16 protein-coding genes and 1 pseudogene are annotated in these 16,442 nt (G+C 51.1%); 10 read left to right on the forward strand and 7 right to left on the reverse strand.

What is annotated here, in order from left to right:
- The first annotated feature begins 71 nt into the window (after window positions 1-71).
- Window positions 72-1,403, forward strand: coding sequence for an ATP-binding protein (locus BZG77_RS05175; protein ID WP_077646454.1), 1,332 nt, complete (start codon window positions 72-74; stop codon window positions 1,401-1,403).
- 344 nt (window positions 1,404-1,747) lie between these two features.
- A complete protein-coding gene (locus BZG77_RS05180; protein ID WP_077646455.1) occupies window positions 1,748-3,628 on the forward strand; it encodes a methyl-accepting chemotaxis protein in 1,881 nt (626 codons plus the stop codon).
- Window positions 3,629-3,685: 57 nt separating this feature from the next.
- On the opposite strand, the gene BZG77_RS05185 is transcribed toward BZG77_RS05180, so the two are convergent.
- Both BZG77_RS05185 and BZG77_RS05190 read right to left on the reverse strand, forming a co-directional pair.
- A complete protein-coding gene (locus BZG77_RS05185; RefSeq protein ID WP_158011417.1) occupies window positions 3,686-4,396 on the reverse strand; it encodes a tRNA-uridine aminocarboxypropyltransferase in 711 nt (236 codons plus the stop codon).
- 58 nt (window positions 4,397-4,454) lie between these two features.
- Window positions 4,455-5,486, reverse strand: coding sequence for a hypothetical protein (locus tag BZG77_RS05190; RefSeq protein ID WP_077646457.1), 1,032 nt, complete (start codon window positions 5,484-5,486; stop codon window positions 4,455-4,457).
- 93 nt (window positions 5,487-5,579) lie between these two features.
- On the opposite strand from BZG77_RS05190, the gene BZG77_RS05195 reads away from it, so the two are divergent.
- Entirely contained in the window at window positions 5,580-6,035 is a 456-nt protein-coding gene (locus tag BZG77_RS05195) for an EVE domain-containing protein (RefSeq protein WP_077646458.1), read from the forward strand.
- Window positions 6,036-6,076: 41 nt separating this feature from the next.
- On the opposite strand, the gene BZG77_RS05200 is transcribed toward BZG77_RS05195, so the two are convergent.
- The 3 genes from BZG77_RS05200 to BZG77_RS05210 form a co-directional block, all read right to left on the reverse strand.
- Window positions 6,077-6,880: a Cof-type HAD-IIB family hydrolase gene (locus tag BZG77_RS05200; RefSeq protein WP_077461872.1), complete on the reverse strand. Its 804-nt coding sequence runs from the start codon at window positions 6,878-6,880 to the stop codon at window positions 6,077-6,079.
- A gap of 135 nt (window positions 6,881-7,015) precedes the next feature.
- The gene (locus BZG77_RS05205) at window positions 7,016-8,038 is read right to left on the reverse strand and encodes an alpha/beta fold hydrolase (protein ID WP_077646459.1); all 1,023 of its coding nucleotides are present in this window, start codon (window positions 8,036-8,038) and stop codon (window positions 7,016-7,018) included.
- A 120-nt stretch (window positions 8,039-8,158) separates the two neighbouring features.
- Window positions 8,159-9,757, reverse strand: coding sequence for an AbgT family transporter (locus BZG77_RS05210; RefSeq protein ID WP_077646460.1), 1,599 nt, complete (start codon window positions 9,755-9,757; stop codon window positions 8,159-8,161).
- 249 nt (window positions 9,758-10,006) lie between these two features.
- Here BZG77_RS05210 and BZG77_RS05215 point away from each other — a divergent pair, with 249 nt between their 5' ends.
- The 4 genes from BZG77_RS05215 (at window position 10,007) to BZG77_RS05230 (ending at window position 12,603) form a co-directional block, all read left to right on the forward strand.
- The gene (locus tag BZG77_RS05215) at window positions 10,007-11,017 is read left to right on the forward strand and encodes an acyltransferase (protein WP_077646461.1); all 1,011 of its coding nucleotides are present in this window, start codon (window positions 10,007-10,009) and stop codon (window positions 11,015-11,017) included.
- Between the two features lie 148 nt (window positions 11,018-11,165).
- Complete coding sequence (locus BZG77_RS05220; RefSeq protein WP_077646462.1) at window positions 11,166-11,525, forward strand: DUF4145 domain-containing protein; 360 nt, start codon at window positions 11,166-11,168, stop codon at window positions 11,523-11,525.
- 140 nt (window positions 11,526-11,665) lie between these two features.
- Window positions 11,666-12,301, forward strand: a complete 636-nt coding sequence (locus tag BZG77_RS05225) for a lysoplasmalogenase (protein ID WP_077646463.1) — start codon at window positions 11,666-11,668, stop codon at window positions 12,299-12,301.
- A gap of 2 nt (window positions 12,302-12,303) precedes the next feature.
- Window positions 12,304-12,603, forward strand: coding sequence for a putative signal transducing protein (locus BZG77_RS05230; protein WP_077646464.1), 300 nt, complete (start codon window positions 12,304-12,306; stop codon window positions 12,601-12,603).
- A 5-nt stretch (window positions 12,604-12,608) separates the two neighbouring features.
- On the opposite strand, the gene BZG77_RS05235 is transcribed toward BZG77_RS05230, so the two are convergent.
- Window positions 12,609-12,875 (reverse strand): DUF1145 domain-containing protein, encoded by a 267-nt coding sequence (locus tag BZG77_RS05235; RefSeq protein ID WP_077646465.1) that lies wholly within the window; start codon window positions 12,873-12,875, stop codon window positions 12,609-12,611.
- Between the two features lie 27 nt (window positions 12,876-12,902).
- Window positions 12,903-13,517, reverse strand: coding sequence for a 16S rRNA (guanine(966)-N(2))-methyltransferase RsmD (rsmD, locus tag BZG77_RS05240; protein WP_077646466.1), 615 nt, complete (start codon window positions 13,515-13,517; stop codon window positions 12,903-12,905).
- Window positions 13,518-13,604: 87 nt separating this feature from the next.
- On the opposite strand from rsmD, the pseudogene ftsY reads away from it, so the two are divergent.
- The 3 genes and pseudogenes from ftsY (at window position 13,605) to ftsX (ending at window position 16,369) form a co-directional block, all read left to right on the forward strand.
- Window positions 13,605-14,770 (forward strand): annotated as a pseudogene (gene ftsY / locus BZG77_RS05245) (signal recognition particle-docking protein FtsY).
- A 2-nt stretch (window positions 14,771-14,772) separates the two neighbouring features.
- Window positions 14,773-15,441 carry a cell division ATP-binding protein FtsE gene (gene ftsE, locus BZG77_RS05250; RefSeq protein ID WP_077646467.1) on the forward strand — a complete coding sequence of 223 codons (669 nt, stop codon included), beginning with the start codon at window positions 14,773-14,775 and terminating at the stop codon, window positions 15,439-15,441.
- The gene (gene ftsX / locus BZG77_RS05255; RefSeq protein ID WP_077646468.1) at window positions 15,434-16,369 is read left to right on the forward strand and encodes a permease-like cell division protein FtsX; all 936 of its coding nucleotides are present in this window, start codon (window positions 15,434-15,436) and stop codon (window positions 16,367-16,369) included. Before ftsE ends, ftsX begins: the two co-directional genes overlap by 8 nt.
- The last annotated feature ends 73 nt before the right edge of the window (window positions 16,370-16,442 follow it).

The raw sequence follows: 16,442 nt of genomic DNA on the forward strand, positions 1-16,442 counted from the left end.
AGAATTTGCTGCGGGGTGGATAAAGGATGAAGACTCCCCGTTTTTCCTTAAGTAGAGCCAAGGAGTGGTGAGTGATTTCTTTTCTAAGCGTGAGAGAGATATGCCGTGGTGTATCGAATAAAAACACGCTCTATACGTTTCTATTTGTGCTGCTTCATCAGTCCTCGATTGCTTTTTCTATTTTCGCCTCTGTGATGGTTTCAGGCTATATTATTGAAATTAATCAACATTATGAAGCATTGAAGCTCTGGGTATTCCTCTACATTGTCGCGATGATTCTTCCCCATATAATCAGCTACTTTTCTGATGTGTATAAAGAAAAGTGGTTGTGTGAATCACTGAGTCGATTTTGGCAATCCGCGACTAAACGCTATCAATCTTGCACTGACAGTCGCACAGTCGACCATACGCTGGGCGTGTACGTTTCTCAGGGAAAGAGTGCGATTTCTGACTTTATTGGCTATGCCTTTTGGGGGATGTCGTCTGGGCTCAACTTCTTCCTGAGTCTGCTAATGATCACCGCTTTTATTGATTGGCGTTTTTTTGTCAGCGTTATGATCAGTGTGCTGCTTATCTTGGGGTTCAATAAAATCATTTCCTCGCATCTGGAAAATAACGCCGTCACCACCCATAAAGCGGGTTCATCACTGACGTCAACGTTATCGACTATCCATGACAATGTACATTTTGGTTCGTCGGTAAATGCATTGGCTTATCAAACGCGGTTCGAGGAAGGGAAAGCGAAATACTTAGGGTTGAGAATCAAAGAGGCTGTGTTTAGGTATAAGGCATTGTTGGTCTCTTCCTTGCTCGCGCTTGCGCCAACTTCCTGTGTATTACTGTTCATTTTTACGTCTAGCAGTGTCCCGATGGAGGTAAAGGTGGCGTCGATTGTTAACCTCACACGCATTTATCATCTTTTAAATTCTGCGTCGGATATTGTTAGCTTGTTAATCTCTTTTCCGTCTATCAAAGGGCAGTTGTCGGTGATGACGTGTTTTTCGAAACGTAAGCCGCTTTACCAGCCACAATGGAATATCGCGATCCTTAAAGATAACGAGAGCGTTGATACCGTGAACCTTGCTCAAGCGCAGGAGGGCCGTTTTCGCGTTGTTGGAGAAAACGGATCTGGGAAAACTTCTTTCTTAAGGGACCTCTGTGCCAAAAATGATTATCTCTACTTCAACCCGTCTAAGCGCTTACTGTGGCCCTGGGATGATTCAGCAATACTGTCTGATGGTATGTACTCCGCCAAGAGTATTCAGTGGTTACTGGAAAATAGCTCGGGTCACTTGATTCTGGATGAATGGGATGCGTTTCTCGACTCAGAGAACACGAAAAAGATAGGTGCGCTGATTGATTCATATGCAGATAGCCGAGTTATTATTGAGGTCCGCCAATAGGCCGCGTTTCCGTCGGTCTTGCGAGGAGTGCCCAATCCTCAGATGCTTGCTTTTGTGTTGTTTGCAACAAACTGCGTATCATAAGCGATAGTTGGTTTATGTGATCTTTATTCTAAATATTCTCTAGTTGACTGTTTTTTGTCTAAAAAATGGCAATCTTTCTTGCGCGCTGTTACATTAGCGCGCGCTTGCCATGTCGGATAAAAATTATCCGGCGCAGTGAACCCGCGACGCGCTGGATGGGCTCGCGGTACCCTAGGGACGGGGTGACGGCTGTTCACTATTGCTACCTCGGTTATCGGGGAGTTTGGAATTAACCTGTCGTTGCTTTGAGAGCCGTTCCCATGCAGTTATCACTAAAACAAAAATTAATTGGGGCATGCTTATCTGCTGTATTGCTGATGGCCGCCTTTCTCACCTGGCTTGCGGTAAGCCAGATTCAAGCCCAAACCCAGTCGAGCATCTATAGCCGCGTCAGTGGTATCGCCGATGCGGCGACTGAATCGATCAGCGGTTGGGTGCAAATCCGTGCTGATATCACCAGCGCCTTTACCGATTACACCAGCAGTAGCCATCGTGTGAGCTATTTACAGCAAGCGCGCGAGGCCGGTGGGTTTGACGATATCTATTATGGTACTCCTCAAGGTGCCATGTATCGCTCGCGCCCAGAGCGCAACCGCGATGATTATGACCCTCGCCTCCGCCCGTGGTACAAGCAAGCGGTGAGTGCAGGTAGCCCGATGATTACCACCGCCTACAGTGATGCGATTACCGGTGCGATGCTGGTGACTTTGGCCGAGCCGGTGCGTCGCAATGGCGAATTGATCGGTGTGGTGGGCGCGGATGTGTTGATTGACCAGTTGATCCGCGATGTGACCCAATTGAAAGTGGGCAAAAATGCGAACGCGATGCTGTTAGGCTCCGATGGCACTTTTCTCGCCCACAAAGACAAAGCACGCTTGCTAAAGCCGTATCGTAGCCTGTCTCCTGAGCTGAATGAAAACCGCGTGCGTCAGGCGTTGGCACAGCAATCGCTGGTGGAATTGCCTGTCGATGGGGTCGATAAACTGTTTTACTTTGCGTCGGTTCCCAACACCGATTGGGTGCTGGCGATTGAACTGGATAAGCGCACCGAATACGCCAGCCAGGGTGATGCCTTGTTCGACCTAATGCTGACCGCGGTGGTGATCACCTTGCTGGTGGCCGGTGCTGTGACGTGGTTGATGCATGTGTTGTTCCGTGATTTACTCAATGTGTCCGCCGCGCTAGAAGAAATTGCTTCCGGTGAAGGGGACTTAACCCAGCGCCTTGAGCCACACAGTAATGATGAAATTGGCAAACTGGCCAATAACTTCAACCGCTTTGTCGGCAATATGCACACCATGGTGTCGCATTTGCGCCAGCTGTCTGGCTCGCTCAAGCAACAAGCTGAGTTGACCGCGGCACAAGCCGAAGAGCGCTCCACCCGTATTGGTCATCAGCAAGATGAAATCAATATGGTGGCGACCGCTATCCATGAAATGGCCTCGGCGACCCAAGATATTGCCGGCAATGCGGATAACACCGCGCGCACCGCCCAAGAGACCGAAAGCGTTGCCAACGATGGCGGCCAACAAGTGGAGCAAAGTAAGCACTCGATCACCGAGCTTGCCCGTGAAGTGGAAGCGGCGACCGGTGTGATTGGTGAGCTCGACCAGCATGCGCATAGCATTACTAGCATCTTGTCGACCATTCAAGAAGTGGCCGAGCAAACCAATCTGCTGGCGTTGAATGCCGCGATTGAAGCAGCACGCGCCGGTGAGCATGGCCGTGGTTTTGCGGTAGTGGCTGATGAGGTACGGATATTGAGCCAGCGTACTCATGCTTCAACCACCGAAATTCAGCAGATGATTGATACCTTGCAGCAGGCAACCGGTCGCGCGGTGACCATGATGCAAGATAGCCAGCAACGCGCTCATGCCAGTGTGGACGATGCCAGCGCGGCGAACGAAAGCTTGAGCCAGATTGTCGCGGCGGTGAGCCAGATTAGCGATATGGCGACCCAAATTGCGTCGGCAGCGGAAGAGCAGTCGAGCGTGACGTCGGAGATCACCCGTAACTCAGAGGGCATTCGCGATGTGTCCAATGAGCTATCGACCGAAGCGGATGAAGCCGCGCGTCAAGCTGCGACGTTATCCGAGCTTTCTCATAGCCTCGAGCAAGAGATCAGCCGCTTTAAGCTGTAACCTATAAACCGCTTAAACGCCGAGCATGGCAGCGCGCTGTGCTCGGCGTTTTTTTGTTCATTCTTTTGGCGTCAGCACCTTGGCGGCGGGGAGAGGCTCGGTTTGATGATGGCGGTCGGCCTCGTAGCTCTCGATAAAGTGGGCAAGAAAATAGTCCAGCTGCGTGGCGGCATCCACGTCGCCTCGGCTTCGTAGTAATGCACTCACCGCTTCACTGGTACACAGGTGTCCAGGTGGCTGGTTGCGCCTGAGCGTATATTGCGAGGCGGCTGTCGACGGCAAACTGACCCGCGGCAGACGGTTGAGCCATGGGCTTTTATTGAGTATTTTTCGCGCCTGCTGCCAAGTCGCATCCAGCACCACAAATTGTAACGGCGCGCGAGGCGCATTCGTGGCGGCTAACGTCTCCGCGCAAGAGACTGACCTATCCGCGCAAGAGACTAACCTATTCTCGCAAGAGACAGACCGAGCCGGGTCAGCGAAGAGTCTATCTGCGGGGACGGCATCATCACTGGGAAACAACAACCAAGGTGATACATCACCGCGCGCCCAGCTGTCGAGCAAGGCTTGCGGTGGTTGTTTGCGTTGCCAAATCTCTATCTGAGTGTGGGGGAGTGCCGCTTTAACCAGTTTGCCGGTGTTGGATTGGCGCGCCGCTTCGTTTTCGTGCATCACCAGCACGCATTGCAATTGGCTTTCAAGCGGCCAATAGCAGTGACAGATACAGTGATAGGTAAAACCGCATTGGCGGCAGGGCGAACGGGCCATGATTGTCTCCTTGGTTAATAGCGCGCTATTGTGCGCAAGCCCAGCCACGAATACCAGGTCATTGTTGTCTGCTGTCCGCGCCATCGACCTGACGCTTAAGTGTTAACCCTTCAGGGCCCAAAGGATACGTATTGCCATTAAATGTCTCTTCGGTTGCGGTCAAGGACAAGCCGTTGCGTTGATAAATACGCTCAGACACTACCATTTGTTCGCCGCTACGAGTGGTCAGTACTTGTACCTTATTGTTAGCGACCGGCTGCCAAACCCCGGTTTCTTTAGTCACGGCTTCCCCTTGCGGGTGATAGGTAGTGATGGCGCTGTGGTCAGGCAGTAACGTCAGTTTGGTGGTCAGTGTTGGTTGGCCTGAGTGCTGGCTGGTGCCTTGATATTGGCCCGTCCAATGCTGGCTGGTGTCGGCTGAAGGCAAAACCGCGCAGCCTTGGAAGGTATTTTGGGCTGTTTTTAAACGAGCCTGCCAGCCATAAAGGGTGTGTTCGCTTTGTTGGCAGCCGTTGAGGGTGAGAGTGAGAACGGCCTCTTTACTGCTAAACTGTGCCTGTTCATCGTCCAACTGATAGTCGGATAGGGGAACCTCTTGGGTATCATTGTCACTTTCCCACGCTACATGTCCTTTTCCTACCGCGGCGGACCAAAGTTGGGGATCACTGCCTTCGGCCAGCACAGTATTACGCGGTTGAGCACAACCTTTTAGCTCACGTGTCAGCATGTTTAAGCGCGAAACGGTGACGGCGGCGGGGTAATCGGCACTAAAACCTCGGCGAGAGACAGGGGTGAAAAAACCTTCAAATTCGGCATAAACCGACGCCTCATGCTGGTCAAGTGCCGCGCGCTGTTCGCTGGTTAAATCGAGCCAGTACTGTTGTTGGCTGCCGCAGGGGGTAAAACTGGCTGTTTCGGGACTCACAGCGATACGACCGCTTTGCATAAAAGGAATTGGCGACTGACTGAGTCCCGAGGCAACGACATCGCTACGGTGCCCAAGCTCTATAGGGCCAGAAGATTGGCTACATCCCACCAAACTGAGCACACTCACAGCGGTAATCACGAACAGATGACGAGTGGATGGCACGATAAACTCCTTGTGATAAGCGATAGACAGACTTGCGCCGATTCAAGCTGGCGGGCAAGATTGCCATTAGGATTGGATGAAGAGCAAGCTAGCATGCGTTATTGGTTATTTAAAACCGAGCCAGATACGTTTTCCATAGACACCTTAAAGCAGCAAAAGGTTTCATGCTGGGAAGGGGTGCGCAATTATCAAGCACGAAATATGCTGCGTGATGAGGTGACGGTCGGTGATCAGGTGTTGATTTATCACTCATCCTGCAAGCACGTTGGGGTAGTCGGCGTGGCGACCGTGGTGCGTGCGTGTTATCCCGACCATACCCAGTTTGAGCCAGACAGTGGCTACTTTGACCCTAAAGCCACCCCAGAAGCCCCGCGTTGGTTTATGGTGGATGTGGCGTATCAGCGTCATTTACCGTTAATTACCTTGGCTGAGATGAAAGGTAATCCGGCCCTGGCTGAGATGCCCTTGGTGAAAAAAGGCAACCGTCTAAGTGTGATGCCGGTGACGGATACCCAATGGCAGGCCATCCTCGCCATGGTGGGGGAGTGACCACAGCGAGGCTGGCGCCAAAAGTAAGCCCAATGAAGCTGTCACTGATCCAATAAATGGGCTTTTAAATAGCGAGCGACGGCTTCGTCGGCATGGCTGCCAATGATTGCCTTGTCTGAAAGAGTCGCTTTTACCCGTGCTTGTGCCGTTGCCATCACCAGCCCTTGGCCGGCGGCATTCAGCATTTCGACATCATTCATGCCATCGCCAAACGCAATACAGTCACTGAGATTGAGCTGGTGGCGGCGGGCGACGGCCTCTAAGGCTGCGCCTTTTGACACCCCACTCCCCATGACTTCGAGACAGAAAGGGGTAGAGAAGGCAATGCTGACTTGATCCCCATACTGCTCAATAAATTGATGCTCATACTGCAGTAGGTAGTCATGATCATGGCGGATAAAGAAAATCTTGGCCACGTTATCAACCGGGGGATTATCGACGTCAAATTCACGGGCCTGGAACCCTGAGTCTTGATGGTAACGGGCGAGTTCTTCGTCCATTTTACTCAGTAGCCATTCATCATCACGGTATAAGTGAATGGTGACAGTTGCATCATCTTTGACGTCTTGAATCAGACTCGCGACGATAGCAGGGTCAACATTATGCTGGTAAACCAACTGGTTATCACTGTCGTGCACACGGGCGCCGTTCGAGGTGATCATGTAAGCTGGAATACCAACCGTTTCACGAATGCTAGCAACGTCGACATGATGGCGACCTGTCGCAAACACAAAGTGAATACCTTGCTGATGAAGGTGCTCCAGCACTTGCTTGGTATAGGGGGCGATACGATGCTCAGGCGTCAGCAAGGTACCGTCGAGATCAGAAGCGACAAGTTTGTACATCATGTCCTCATTAGTTTGGCGATCACAATCACAGTATACTTTGAGTCTACTGCAACTCGTAGCGGTTAAAAAGGGAACACTATCACTGTTTGATTTCCGCTTTTAGTGACCCCATGGATGAGCCGGCAGCTTGCATTAGCGATTCTTGCATTGGCGATCAAAAAAGTCGCGTATTGCGGATAAAGCTGCAATACGATGGGTGTCGGTTTCAAACAGGATCTCATGCCGTGCCCCTGCAAAAAACTGCCATTGACTGGGTTGATTGGCCTGTTGGCGTAAAAAATGAAATTGCGACATGGCCGGATTAGAGACGATTTGCTCGCCACCAGCTTGGCAGATAAATGTTGGCGTCGTTAATTGTGATGCGACCGCTAAGCATTGTTCGCCTGCGGCCATGCCTTCGGCAATCCAGCGCGCGCTCGGTCCACCGATTTGTAACTGGGGTTGGTTGATATATAGCTGGCGAAACCAGGCATAGCGTGCTCGCGAGTGAGTCAGGCGGTTTTGCTCAAACGGCACATGACGATAGCCCACTTGCCCCGGCCCAAAACGCGGTGGGTGTTGATAGCGTGCCATCGAGCGACAAAGCCAAGGCGCGATACGGCCGAGCCAGGGACTCACTTGTACGCCAAACATGGGCGCGGTCATGGCTAATCCTGCGAGCGCGTTCGGATACTGATGCGCATAGAGTGTGGCAACGGCGCCCCCCATCGAGTGACCTAGCATGAAGGTCTGATCATAATGACGATGGGCCCGAATGGTTTGCATGAAGGTCGCGAGATCGGTGACATAATCGTCAAAACGTTCAACATGTCCCAAATCGCGCGGTTTAATGACTAAACGCTCTGATAAACCTTGGCCGCGATGATCAAAGCTGTAAACGTCATAGCCCATTTGAAAGAGGTCATAAAAGATCTCTTGGTACTTCATTACGCTTTCAATGCGGCCATTTACCACCACGACTGCACGCGTGTGTTGTGGGTGCGTAAAGCTACACCAATGCAGACGCAAGCCACTTTCTCCATGGAAAAATCCATGCTCACGTTGCTGCCAAAAGGGCGTAATATTGTGTTTAAACGTCTCACTCAGTTGTGCCTCGCGGGCAAGAGAGTGAGCGTCGCAAGCCGGTTGGTCCTGACTGTCGGCAAGAGTTGTCATTTGTTGGCTACCATCATTGAGATAGCGTTACTATAACCGTCTTCGAGGAAGGATGAAAATCCCACTTAAGAGGGAAAAAGGCAAGCGTGATCGGCTTGCCTGGTAAAGAATCAAAGACGATTATTGGTTAAAGTTGTAATACGTCTCTGCGCCCGGGCCGACCGGTAAACCGAGAACAAAAACCCACACATAGAACAAGATACTCCACCCGACCATAAAGATCATCGAGTAAGGCAGCATGGTGGCTATTAAGGTACCAATCCCCAGGTTTTTCACATAGCGGCAAGCTACCGCCAAAATCAGCCCAAAGTAACTCATCATCGGAGTAATGATATTGGTGACCGAGTCACCGATACGATAAGCGGACTGGATGGTCTCTGGTGCATACCCCACCAACATTAACATCGGCACAAAAATCGGTGCGGTAATCGCCCATTGTGCCGATGCAGATCCCACCGATAGGTTGATTAGACCGCACATTAAAATAAAGGCAAAGAATAACGCAGGACCGGTTAAACCAATGGTTTGCAGAAAGTCTGCGCCGCCGACGGCAATCACTTGGCCGAAGTTGGTCCACTTAAAGAAGGCGACAAACTGAGCGGCGAAGAACACCAGTACGATGTACATCCCCATCGCACTCATCGATTTCGACATCGAGTCAATCACATCACGATCGTTGTTGATGGTACCAACCGTACGACCAAACACGATACCCGGTACCGCGAAGAACACCATGATAAAGGCGACAATCCCTTTCAAGAACGGAGATCCCGCCACGTCACCGGTCTCGGGATGACGCAGTGCTCCCCACTCTGGGACAATGGTGAGCGCTAAAATACCACTGACAATCAGCACCGCAATCCCCGCATTACGCAGGCCGCGTTTTTCGTCATCATTAAGCTTACTGGCCGAGGCCGCAGAAATGTCTTCAGACGCTTGGCTTTGGTCATAAGGTCCAAGCTTAGGCTCAACAATCTTATCGGTTATCCAGGCGCCGACAAAGGCAATAAAGAAGGTGGAGACAAACATAAAGTACCAGTTCATCTCTGGGCCCACGGTGTACTCGGGGTCAATCATTTGTGCAGCAGATTCGGTGATCCCGGAGAGCAATGGGTCGACGGTACCCAGAAATAAGTTAGCTGAATAGCCGCCCGACACCCCGGCAAATGCTGCTGCTAAGCCGGCAAGTGGGTGGCGGCCTAACGAGTGAAAGATCATCGCCGCGAGCGGAATTAAGACCACATAACCGAGCTCTGAGGCGGTGTTAGAGATAATACCTGCAAAGACAATGGTAAAGGTGACGGTACGGCGAGAGGCGCCCATCACTAAACCACGCATTGATGCTGAGAGTAAGCCAGAATGCTCGGCTACTGCGACACCCAACATAGCAACCAATACGGTGCCTAATGGCGCAAAGCCAGTAAAGTTTTTCACCAAATTGGTGACGATCATTTGCAAACCTTCGGCATTAAGCAGGCTTTGCACGTAGATCATGCCATCGGCGGCACGCCCGCTTGCGCCTTCTGGACGCGGATCCGCCACTGAAACATCAAAGTAACCGGCGACACCCGATGCCAGCAGAATGGCGACGCAGAAAATTGCGAATAAGGTCACAGGATGGGGTAATAAGTTGCCGAGCCACTCGACGGTATCGAGAAAACGCGTAAACAGCGTGCGTTTATGTGGGCCGCCCCGTTGCTCGGAGGTGTTTGAGTGCATGTCATTTGTCTCCATGTTAGTGCTGCACTTCCCGTCAATGGGAAAGAAGGCCGGATGTTAATTGTTTTTTAAACTAAATATCAACATTAAATACTAACTTTTAACGTAATAAGCCGTTCTATGTGCTAGTTTTTGGTATAAAAATTGACATACTTAACTGTAAGTTGTCGTGAATGAGCGTCTTTTGACGGCAATTTGGTGTATTATGAAGTTCGTCTTGTTCACTCAGATGGTTAAAGGTGTTAACAAATGCAACCAGCGCAACATCAAGGGCATATTGCGTATCTCGATGTACTTCGCGTGTTGGCCGCATTATTTGTGGTCGCGATTCATGTCTTGGGGCCGTATCGCACTGAAATTGGTCAGATCGCTTTATCAGATTGGAGCGTGGCGGTCGGACTCAATAGCGCCAGCCGCTGGGTGGTCCCTATATTTATTATGATTTCAGGGATGTTGCTGTTGTCGTCTTCGCACCGGTTCACTCTTAGACACTTTATTCAGCGTCGGGTGATGAAAGTGGTGGTGCCTTTTGTGCTTTGGTCGCTATTGTTCGCGGGCTTATCTGGACTCACTGCTGAAGGCTTTTCTTGGCAGACGGTAGCGCAAACATTACACGCTGCGCCCGACCATGAGACCTATTATCACCTAGGGTTTTTTTACTATTACATCCCGCTGTTACTTTGGATTCCGATACTGCGTCCCATTGTCGCGCATTTATCGGCACCGGGCGTGGCGGCGGTGGGGCTTGCGTGGATGGGCGTCACCGCCTGGCATTTATCGGGCGCGCAGGGGTGGTGGCGGAATGACTTTATTCTTTATGGCGGTTATTTGTGGCTGGGGTTTTGGCTTCATTATTACCCACGCGCGCGGCCTCTTTGGTGGGTTTTAGGGTTACTCGCCGTGGGAATGACCGGATACCATGTGCTTGGTACCAGTATCCAATACCAGCGTTATATCACCGAAGGCTGGTTATCTTACACGACGATCAACACGGTACTGATCAGCGCCGCGGTCTTTTTGGCGGTTCGGCAGTGGCGGCAGGGACGAACCACACCATCATGGGTGGCCACGCTAAGTCGTTATAGCCTCGGCATTTATTTGATTCATCCGATTTTCCTTTGGCCGGTGCGTGCATACTGGCCGATCTTGTCGCCATCGTGGCTATGGATCCCGGCTCTGACGATTTATGCGTTTGCAGGCGCGGCGTTGATAACGGCATTATTACAGCGTCAGCGCATCACCGCGTGGCTGGTTCCCTAGTGGATGACACTTTTTGCGATAAAAGCAGTCATAAGTTATTGAAAGCATGTATACGGAGTCAGATCCCAATCATGAAATCGCGAATCCCTAAAGGGCATAAAAACCGTCATACTAGAAAGATGGCAGTGAGCCAGCAAGGAGAGAGATCATGGATGATGTAGCAGTGGTTATTAAGCACAGTAAGCGCCTAGAAAGCTTACTGCGCCAGCACTACCACGCGGAAGGGAAAGGGCTCCACCAGCTTATCGACAGCAGTCAAAAACGGCTTCCCCATGAGGTGGTCAAAAATCTGCGCTTCGTGGCGACCATTAGGAATAAAGTGGTGCATGAAGACGGTTACCAAGTCGATGATATGCGTAAATTTATATCGGTAAGCAAGTATTGTGAGTCGGAACTGGTACCGCGAAGCAACCGCTTAATATGGCGCCTTGCTGCTGCTCTTATTCTGCTGTTTACCGCTGGGGCGATAGGTTTTTACGCGCAAGTTTGGCCGCAATGGAGCGGCTAACGAGCGACTCGCCGCGACTGTCACCACCTCGTTAACGTTACGATTTTTTTAAACTGGATCTTGTTCTTATCAAGGTACACTGGACATCTTCGCTAACCTGCCTAGACTTGGCGTCCTTTTTTGTGAAAGGAATGATAATCATGTGGAGCTGGTTCGCTGTCTGTTGTTCTGGACTGCTGCATATCTCCGCAGCCTACCGGGGCCCGCGTTGGCAGTTTTATCTTTTTAAACCTCTGACCATTGTGCTGCTGATGCTCATTGTTGGTGCACATCTTAGCGTCTCCCATTATGCGCAATGGGTATTCGTTGCACTATTACTGTCAGTGGTCGGTGATGTCTTTTTAATGCTACCCAAAGACAGATTTGTCCATGGGTTAACCAGCTTTTTATTCGCACATCTCGTTTATATATTTGCGTTCTGGGCGCAATTTGACGGCCACATGGTGTGGTGGTTACCCGCCATGCTCTCAGGCCTTGGAGTGATCGTCTTTCTTTTGCTACTTCCCGACCTTGGGCGTTTTGCCTTGCCGGTTGCTATCTACATTGCCGTGATCACACAGATGGTATGGGCCGCAGGCGAGTACTGGTTGAACACCCATTCTCTCGCAGCAGGGATGGCGTTAGTGGGAGCAATATTCTTCATGTTCTCAGATACGGTGCTTGCCTTTGCGCGTTTTAAAGGTGAGTTCCGTACAGCACAAGCGATGGTGATGTCGAGTTACTTTGTGGCGCAAGCATTGATTAGCGCCTCGGTGGTGATCGCCCAAGGAGGATAACCATGGAGCAAGTCTATCAAGCGATGAACCTCTTAGAAGCACACAGCCTAAAAGGGTTACTGGTCAGCCACCAGATTGATTGTGTGTTAAAAGGCGAAACATTGAGTGCCGCGGTGGGAGAGCTACCCCCGGATGTTCAGGGGGTCACCTTGTGGGTCGAGCCAGAAAAGGTGAGTCAGGCGCGGACGTTGCTACAGGAATACGAAGCCCAAAGTCACACCCATTGGATTTGCCAAGCATGCGGAGAAGAGAATGCCGGTAGCTTTGAACTATGCTGGCAGTGCCAGCATAGTCGCGAGTGATTGCGTTACATCATATACTTACGGCGAATATCGAGCAGCGCAAAGATCCCAAAAATCAGAATTGACCACTTCTCCCAGCGGCTCATGGCAACTTTATCGCCAAAGGCCCCTAAAAAGATCAGCATTTGTAAGCCGTGCATGACCAACAAAAAGCCCGTCATGATGTACAGTGCCATGGCGGCGACACCAGGAAAAGGATGGACAATATTGGCAATCAACACCAGCCACACAAAGGCGATGGCGGCTTTCGCCAATACGATTAACACTTTCATAGTTTTTCTCTCACGGGTCTTGTTTGCTTAATGATCGGGTTCAGTAAAATATAACCGGTAGTTGACTTGTCCTGCGCGTTTTTCACGGTGACAGTGCCAATGCGCGGGGATCTGACAAGCCTCTAAATCACTCTCGGCTTCGACATAAACACAGGCGTTTGGCGCAAGCCAATGATTGGCGTCTAACGTGGCTAAGGTGTCCTCGAGTAGGCCTTGATGAAAAGGCGGATCGACAAACACAATATCATACGGACCGTCTTTGGGGGCGGTGGCAAGTAGGGCGAGCGCATCGCCGCAATCAATGTGTGCGTTTTGCGCCCCAAGGTGATCTACATTAGCCCGTAATTGTTTGGCTGCCGCGGGATGTTTCTCACAAAAATGGACCCAGCTTGCGCCACGAGAGAGCGCTTCAAAGCCGAGTCCGCCACTTCCTGCGAAAATATCGAGGCAGCGAGCCTCTGGCAAATAAGGCGCGAGCCAGTTAAAAACGGTTTCTTTCACCCTGTCAGTGGTGGGGCGGAGCCCTTGCGCGTCTTGTACCGCAAGCTTACGGCCACGCCAGCGGCCAGCAATAATACGGACAGACCCAACCCCACGAGAAGGGGTAGGCGATGAGGGTTTGCGGTTGGCGCGTTTAACCATAGATTTTTTGACCGTTAAGAAGGTGGTAGACTATGCCGATTCGGTATTGTGCCGCTGATTGTATCAAGCATGCTTTAGGATTTGCCAATGGCAGAAAAAAAGAAACGTGGATTTATGTCATGGTTGGGCTTGGGTCGTAAAAAAGACCAGGCACAGCCGGACCCAGAACAAGAATCATCAACGCATTCGCCAGACGTGGCGGACGATACGGTGGCGTCAGTGACGTCGACGGATACGTCTGTTGAAACTGCTTCACAAAATCAACAAGAAAGCCTTGCACCTGAGGGCGAAATCAACACGGGTAGCTTGCCAGAGCCAGAGCCAGAGCCAGAGCCAGAGCCAGAGCCAGAGCCAGAGCCAGAGCCAGAGCCAGAGCCAGAGCCAGAGCCAGAGCCAGAGCCAGAGCCAGAGCCAGAGCCAAGAAAATCGATGAAGAGCTATTTGAAGAGCTTGAGGAACAGTTGCTGATCTCTGATGTAGGGATGGAAGCCACGACCAAAATCATTGATAACCTCACTGATAAGGCCAGCCGTCGCGATCTCAAAGATGGTGAAGCCCTGTACGGCATTCTCAAACAAGAAATGGCGCACATGCTGGAAAGCGTTGAGCAACCCTTGGTGCTGACGGATCAAAAGCCTTATGTGATCTTGATGGTTGGCGTCAATGGCGTGGGTAAAACGACCACGATCGGCAAAATGGCACGCCAATTTCAGGATCAAGGCAAATCGGTCATGTTAGCCGCCGGTGACACCTTCCGTGCTGCCGCCGTTGAACAACTGCAAGCTTGGGGTGAGCGTAACCACGTGCCCGTGATTGCCCAGCATACCGGCGCTGATAGCGCGTCTGTGCTTTATGATGCGATTGAAGCGGCCAAAGCACGAAATGTCGATGTGGTGATTGCCGATACCGCCGGACGCTTGCAAAACAAAGCCAACTTGATGGAAGAGCTACGCAAAATTGTCCGTGTGATGCAAAAACTAGACGTAGGTGCCCCGCACGAAGTGATGCTTACCCTTGATGCAGGCACCGGGCAAAATGCGATCAGTCAGGCTAAGTTATTTAATGAGATAGCACCGATCACCGGTATTACCCTCACTAAATTAGATGGCACCGCAAAAGGCGGGGTGATTTTTGCGGTGGCTGAACAATTTAATATTCCGATTCGCTATATTGGTGTCGGTGAAGGCATTGAGGATTTACGCACCTTTAACGCCAATGACTTTATCGAGGCGCTGTTTAGCCGGGAGGAATAACCGTGATCCAGTTTCAGCAAGTCAGCAAAGCCTATCGCGGGGGGCGTCAGGCCTTACAAAAGGTTAATTTTGAATTGCCTAAAGGCGACATGGCCCTGCTCACGGGTCATTCAGGCGCAGGGAAGAGCACCTTGTTGAAACTAATTTGTGGCATTGAACGTCCCAGTGATGGACATATTTATTTCAACGGCCACGATATATCGCGCCTCCCGCGTCAAGATATTCCCTTTTTGCGTCGTCATTTAGGGATTATCTTTCAAGATCATAAACTGCTGATGGACGCGACTGTGTTCGAAAATGTCGCCTTGCCCTTACGGATTGAGCAGCAGTCAGACAATGAAATCAAAAAGCGGGTTTCAGCCGCGCTCGATAAAGTTGGTTTGCTTGATAAAGCGCGTTGTAACCCCATACAACTGTCCGGTGGGGAGCAACAGCGGGTAGGGATTGCGCGTGCGGTGGTCAATCGTCCCCAAGTGCTGTTGGCTGATGAGCCGACCGGAAATTTAGATGCGGCGTTGTCTGCGCAAATTATGGAATTATTCCGCTTATTCAATCAAGTCGGGGTGACCATCTTGATGGCAACGCATGACACCAGCCTGCTCGAACAATACAACCATTTACGGCGCTTTGACCTTCAACACGGAAGCTTAGCGGAGGTGGGGCATGGCTGAATCATTTATTCAGACCCAGCAACGTCACGCATTGACGGCTTGGCGTGATCTTTTTCAGCGTCCGATGGGTAATTTACTTACGCTGATGGTGCTGGCCGTTGCCTTGTCTTTGCCGGCGACCTTCTATTTGCTAGCTAAAAATGTGGTCGCGGTAAGTGCGCAGTGGCAAAGCCCAGCAGAGATCAATGTTTTCTTGTCGCCGACACAAACGAAGCAACAGGGACAGGCGCTGGCGGACACACTGAAAACGTGGCCAGGTGTTGATAGCGTCACCTATGTGTCACCGTCTGAAGGCATGACTGCGCTTAAAAAGCAGCGTGGCTTTCATCAAGCGGTCACTTTATTGGAGGACAATCCTCTTCCCAGCGTGATCGTGGTGGTTCCCAGGGGAGACGCTGACAGTGACAGCACTCGGACACTGTCGGATCGCGCGAGTGGATTAGCAGAGCAATTAAGGCAACGGGATGAGGTCGCTGAAGTGCGGCTCGATACCGATTGGCTCGCGCGTCTTGATGCCATAAAGACCTTGGCGATGACGATGGCGTGGTTATTTTCTATTTTAATGCTGGCGGCTGTTGTTTTGCTGGTCGGCAATACGCTGCGCTTACAGGTCCTGCATCATCAACCCCGGATCCAGGTGATGAAAATGGTGGGCGCAACGGACAGTTTTATTCTGCGTCCCTATTTATATATGGGGGCTTGGCTGGGGAGCTTAGCCGCAGTCGTGGCCTGGATTCTCACTGCCATGAATACGTGGCTGATGGATGGTGCCGTCCACCAATTTGCACAGCTATATGACAAGCCCTTTACCCTCAGCGGACTGAGTTGGGATGAGTCTTTGCTATTATTGATGGGATCCGTTTTGCTTGGCGTAGGCGCTGCCTTGCTGGCGACGCGCCGTCACTTAAAAGAGATTGAACCTGTATAGGGATAATACGGTCATAGAACAACGAGAGAGGCATCAGGGCTTGCAGTTTTCCCCCGCTTGGGTATATTTTTGC

The organism is Salinivibrio sp. IB643 (genome assembly GCF_001996105.1).
Lineage (GTDB): Bacteria > Pseudomonadota > Gammaproteobacteria > Enterobacterales > Vibrionaceae > Salinivibrio > Salinivibrio costicola.

Excerpts from the sequence above, each read along its gene's own strand:
- BZG77_RS05210 (WP_077646460.1), bottom strand. The coding sequence starts at position 9,757 with ATGCACTCAAACACCTCCGAGCAACGGGGCGGCCCACATAAACGCACG.
- BZG77_RS05185 (WP_158011417.1), bottom strand. The coding sequence starts at position 4,396 with ATGGCCCGTTCGCCCTGCCGCCAATGCGGTTTTACCTATCACTGTATC.
- BZG77_RS05215 (WP_077646461.1), top strand. The coding sequence starts at position 10,007 with ATGCAACCAGCGCAACATCAAGGGCATATTGCGTATCTCGATGTACTT.
- BZG77_RS05195 (WP_077646458.1), top strand. The coding sequence starts at position 5,580 with ATGCGTTATTGGTTATTTAAAACCGAGCCAGATACGTTTTCCATAGAC.
- BZG77_RS05180 (WP_077646455.1), top strand. The coding sequence starts at position 1,748 with ATGCAGTTATCACTAAAACAAAAATTAATTGGGGCATGCTTATCTGCT.
- BZG77_RS05230 (WP_077646464.1), top strand. The coding sequence starts at position 12,304 with ATGGAGCAAGTCTATCAAGCGATGAACCTCTTAGAAGCACACAGCCTA.
- rsmD (WP_077646466.1), bottom strand. The coding sequence starts at position 13,517 with ATGGTTAAACGCGCCAACCGCAAACCCTCATCGCCTACCCCTTCTCGT.
- ftsX (WP_077646468.1), top strand. The coding sequence starts at position 15,434 with ATGGCTGAATCATTTATTCAGACCCAGCAACGTCACGCATTGACGGCT.
- BZG77_RS05225 (WP_077646463.1), top strand. The coding sequence starts at position 11,666 with ATGTGGAGCTGGTTCGCTGTCTGTTGTTCTGGACTGCTGCATATCTCC.
- BZG77_RS05220 (WP_077646462.1), top strand. The coding sequence starts at position 11,166 with ATGGATGATGTAGCAGTGGTTATTAAGCACAGTAAGCGCCTAGAAAGC.
- BZG77_RS05235 (WP_077646465.1), bottom strand. The coding sequence starts at position 12,875 with ATGAAAGTGTTAATCGTATTGGCGAAAGCCGCCATCGCCTTTGTGTGG.
- BZG77_RS05200 (WP_077461872.1), bottom strand. The coding sequence starts at position 6,880 with ATGTACAAACTTGTCGCTTCTGATCTCGACGGTACCTTGCTGACGCCT.
- BZG77_RS05205 (WP_077646459.1), bottom strand. The coding sequence starts at position 8,038 with ATGACAACTCTTGCCGACAGTCAGGACCAACCGGCTTGCGACGCTCAC.